The 4,040-nt window shown below is 64.3% G+C and carries 5 protein-coding genes and 1 pseudogene; all 6 read right to left on the bottom strand.

Going from position 1 to position 4,040, the window contains the following annotated elements; all coding sequences use genetic code 11:
* Positions 1-14: 14 nt before the first annotated feature.
* Positions 15-851, bottom strand: a complete 837-nt coding sequence (locus Q0176_RS01555) for a 4-diphosphocytidyl-2C-methyl-D-erythritol kinase (RefSeq protein ID WP_299298440.1) — start codon at positions 849-851, stop codon at positions 15-17.
* Between the two features lie 128 nt (positions 852-979).
* Complete coding sequence (locus Q0176_RS01550; RefSeq protein WP_299298438.1) at positions 980-1,213, bottom strand: Veg family protein; 234 nt, start codon at positions 1,211-1,213, stop codon at positions 980-982.
* A 104-nt stretch (positions 1,214-1,317) separates the two neighbouring features.
* Positions 1,318-1,641, bottom strand: coding sequence for a hypothetical protein (locus tag Q0176_RS01545; RefSeq protein WP_299298435.1), 324 nt, complete (start codon positions 1,639-1,641; stop codon positions 1,318-1,320).
* Positions 1,638-2,417, bottom strand: a complete 780-nt coding sequence (locus tag Q0176_RS01540; protein ID WP_299298432.1) for a hypothetical protein — start codon at positions 2,415-2,417, stop codon at positions 1,638-1,640. The genes Q0176_RS01545 and Q0176_RS01540 overlap by 4 nt, the downstream gene beginning before the upstream one ends.
* A 55-nt stretch (positions 2,418-2,472) precedes the next feature.
* Positions 2,473-3,237, bottom strand: a complete 765-nt coding sequence (locus tag Q0176_RS01535) for a hypothetical protein (protein WP_299298429.1) — start codon at positions 3,235-3,237, stop codon at positions 2,473-2,475.
* Between the two features lie 116 nt (positions 3,238-3,353).
* A pseudogene (locus tag Q0176_RS01530) lies at positions 3,354-4,040 on the bottom strand (hypothetical protein); the annotation flags it as partial.

Below are 4,040 nucleotides of genomic sequence, written 5' to 3'. Positions count from 1 at the left end.
TCGGGCGCCTCTCGTCAGGAAAAATACAGAACCTGACGTACCCATTCCGGGTAGCCCAAGCTGGGCACAGGTGCGGCAAAGAGGCAGAAGGCCGCACCGCCGCTGCCCGTTATGCCCCAGGCCAGAGCCTCCGATCGTTCCAATGTCCCGAAAAGCTCGCGATACCCCGGGAAACGCTCCAGAAGCGGCAGCGCAAAGTCGTTGGGGAGCAGACCGACGCGTTCCCCCTTTTGGAGCGCCTCATAAAGGCACAGGGCCTCATCCCTGGCCTCGGACGCACAAAGCGGATACCCGCCGGGATGCCGGGCGTCCAGCTCATCGTAGGCCCCCTTCGTGCCCACGCTCCACTCGGGGAAGAAGACCCGGCCTCCCAGGGGAAGTGCAGGCAAAGGCTCAAGACGATCCCCGATCCCCGAGACCAGCGCGACAGGAAAAGCGGAGAAAAGACAGGGCACATCCGCGCCTGTTCTGCGGGCAATCTCCGGCCATCGGGAATCCGGGATCTCCGCGGCAAGCCACCTGAGCAATGCGGCCCCGTTGCCGCTCCCCGCCCCGAGACCGGCCCCCGGGAAAAGGCTCTTCAGGATCTCTATATCCAGAGGAGGAACGGCAAGCCCCGACGCGCGGGCGAGGCGCAGGGCCCTCGCCACGATATTCTCCCCCTCCAGCTCCATCCCATCGACGTTGACGAGGTCCCCGGCGGCGGGATCGAGGCGCCGGACGACGCGCAGCGTCTCCCCCGAGGGAATCCTGAGGAAGAGGGAGACGAGGTCGTGATAGCCGTCGTCCCGCCGCCCGGTCACCCGGAGGGAAAGATTCAGCTTTGCAAAGGAAGGCAGGACGAAGCGCACAGCGGCAGCTCCTCCAAAAAATTCGTGAAGATCATTCCGTGAGCCCCCATGGTTCCTCCAGAAGTAAAGGAAAGAGGACCTGAAAAAAATACCCCCGGACCTCGTCCGGGGGTATTTTGCTTAAAACCCTAAACGCGAGTCACAATTTCAAGCTCGACCTCTCGGGTGAGTATCTCCGCGTAGCTGAAGGAGACGGTGCTTGCGCTGGATTCGTCGTACAAGGTGAAAAGCTTAGGATAGACGTCGAGCAGAATCCCCTCCGTCTCCTCGGTCCTGTTCCTCCCCTTGGACATTCGGCAACGAACCAGCCGGCCCTTATAGGAGAAAATCTCATCTTTGATGGATGTGAGCGTTCTCGGCACGAAACATCACTTCCTCAAACTCAGCTATGGTTAAGTATAACATAACCGGGAGAGAAAATGTCCCTCATCCATAATATGATATGGCCGACAAAGAATCCAGAGTCTCAATTCGCCCCGTCCGGAACGCAATCCGGCAAGGAGAAGCCCCTCCGGACCACCGGCACGGGGATATCCGCGCCCCGGGACAAAATGTAATGATTCTCCCCTCTGCGATCCAGCAGGACGGGATAGCCGTCGCGCGTAACGGTCCCCAGGGCCTCGGGATTGCGGCGCGGACGCACGTCCATCGTAAAGCCGTCCCCGCAGTCGGGGACGGTGATGACCGCCGGGACGGGGTCCGGGGGCAACGCGCCGGCGGGGACCGCCGCAAGCAGGGAAAGCGAACAGGCCAGGAGCGCACCCGGAACACGGAAGGCCAGCCTCTTCATCGGGACGGCACGACCTCCCCCATCCAGTAATATCCCCATTCCGTCGCCTGCTGCGCCAGCACGGGCATATCCGCCTCGTACCAGATGAACCGATTGCGCTTGACCATCCGCGTGAGCTCGTAGAGCTGCCCTTTGAGGGCATCCACCGGGCGCTGATCGGCACGGGGGGTAATCTGGTACCAGCTCCGTCCCGTCCACACATAGATCGCCCTGGGGAGGTTCCCCTTCCAGGCGACGGGGGCCGCGGGGTTGTGCAGGACGCCCATGCGGTCGACGCTGCTCTGCCAGTTCCCGATCGCCATAAAGCGGGGGTTGAAGCTCCAGTCCGGCACCCACGTGGAATGGGTCTCGCCTCCGGCGGCACGCGAGGGCGGAAGGCCGGGCTGACGCACGGCCGCGACCTCGGGAGGCGGCACCGTGACGTGCGAGGAAATCTGGGCCGGGCGCACCCAGGGGACGATCCCCGCCATGGAGGGCACGACCGACCCCACGATATAGTTCGTCGGATTCAGGTTGGGGCCGGACGCGGTGCCATACACCCAGACCCCGTCCCTGTTCTTCGTCACGGGGTAGCCGTCGAAGGTCACATACCAGTTCTTCGGCATGTTGTAGGGCCGGTACACGTAGAACTGCATCCCGGCATAGGACGGCTGCGCCACCAGCAGGGGCTCGGCCACGTAAACCCTGGCCTCGGCCGACGAGGCCAAACTCATCAGGAGGCCCGAAAACAAACAGGAGATCAGACTAAAATGCCGAAGGGACAACAACTCCATCACTCCTCGTCTTTTCCTGCGGAATTGCAGACCGCCGACAAATACGGCAAGCTGCGCATCACCGGGCGAGGACGATCTGCCCCATCCACCGGTAGCCCCAGACCGCGGCGTGCTGGGCGAGGACATTCATATCCTGATCCGTCCAGACCAGATTGTTTCTGTTGCTCATGCAGGCCAGCTCGTACAGCCTGCCGCGCAGCGCGTCCACGGGATGCTGAGAGTCCCGGAGGGATATCTGGTACCAGTTTCGGCCCGTCCAAGCATAGATCACATTGGGGCGAGACCCTTTCCACGCCACGGGGACTGCGGGTTTACCCAACACGCCGATGCGGTCCACGCTTCTTCCCCATCCTCCGATGGCCACGAAATTGGGATTCTGAACCCAGCGGGGAACATAGACGGGAGCGGCGACGACGGCAACCGGAGCAACGGGCGCAACAGCCGGGACGACAACCGGCGCGACGGCCGGAGCGCAGGCGGGCGCCGCGACCCATGGCACCAGCCCGGCCACGGAGGGGACGACCGACCCGACGACATAGGCGGTCGGCACGATGTTCGCCCCGACGCAGGAACCGTAGACCCAAATACCATCCGCATTCCTGAAGACGGGGTAGCCGTCGTAGGTCGCATACCACCCGCCGGGGATGTTATAAGGACGATAAACATAAAACTGCATCCCCGAATAGGCGGGCTGTGTGATCAGGATCGGGTCCGCGGCATTCATCCACACGGCCGCGACGGCCGCCTCCTCCCCCGCAAAGGCCAGCAGGAAAGCCAACGCCAACAGGAACGGCATCTTAGCTGCAAAACGCTTGCTCTTCATCTCTCACTCGCTCCTTCTTTTGAGATAAACGCGAAAAAAGGGTCCCGAGGTCATCCTCGGGAGGAAGGGGCCCGCGAAATCCTTTTCATCAGGGCCCCAATCCCCCTTTTTGCCGTTCATTTTTTATCCGCCGGCAACGGAGGAAGGTAAACCGGACGATCCCCCGATGCCGCTCCCGGGACGGGAGGCTGATAGGCCGGAGCCTCCCCCGAGACAACTGCACCCTCGACGAGGGGAACCCCCGCCGCCGGAGGCGCGGAAACCGCGCCCCCAGTCCCCGCACCGGGCAGCGGAGGCTGATAGACGGGAGCCTGACCGGGCTGCCCCCCCATGGGAGCGGAGGGGACCTCCGCGGAGGGCGACGGCTGAGGGCCGGGCCCAGGGGCCCCGCCCGCCGGGAGGGCGACGCCGACCTCCAGCGCAGGAGGCGGCGCCAGGGGGACAATCCGGGACTCGGGCGGCGCATAGGCGGGTTCGCCGCCCTCCAAAAGCCTTTCCCGCCCCGGCGGGACATAGACCGAGGGCTGCCACGCGTCGCCGTCGAAGGGCCCCGCGCCGGGCTCCGGAGGGGTGTAGAGCGGAACCTTGGGCAGCTCGGGATCGACAGGAGGGCGAACGGGCCGGCGCCGTGCCTGGGGGGAGTCGGGGGGGATGATGGCGATCCCGTGGTCGTTCGTGGGGATGGGGTAGACCCGCGCCGGACGTTTGGGGTCCCACAGGGGCACGCGCTCCCCGTCCCCGGGGTAAACCACCACGCGGGAGAAGGGCTCGAATCCGGGGTCCAGCTCCATCGCCTTGCGATA

This window comes from uncultured Fretibacterium sp., assembly GCF_938040765.1.
Lineage (GTDB): Bacteria > Synergistota > Synergistia > Synergistales > Aminobacteriaceae > CAJPSE01.
The sequence above is the reverse complement of the archived record's forward strand: the minus strand, read 5'-3'. Positions and strand labels throughout refer to the sequence as shown.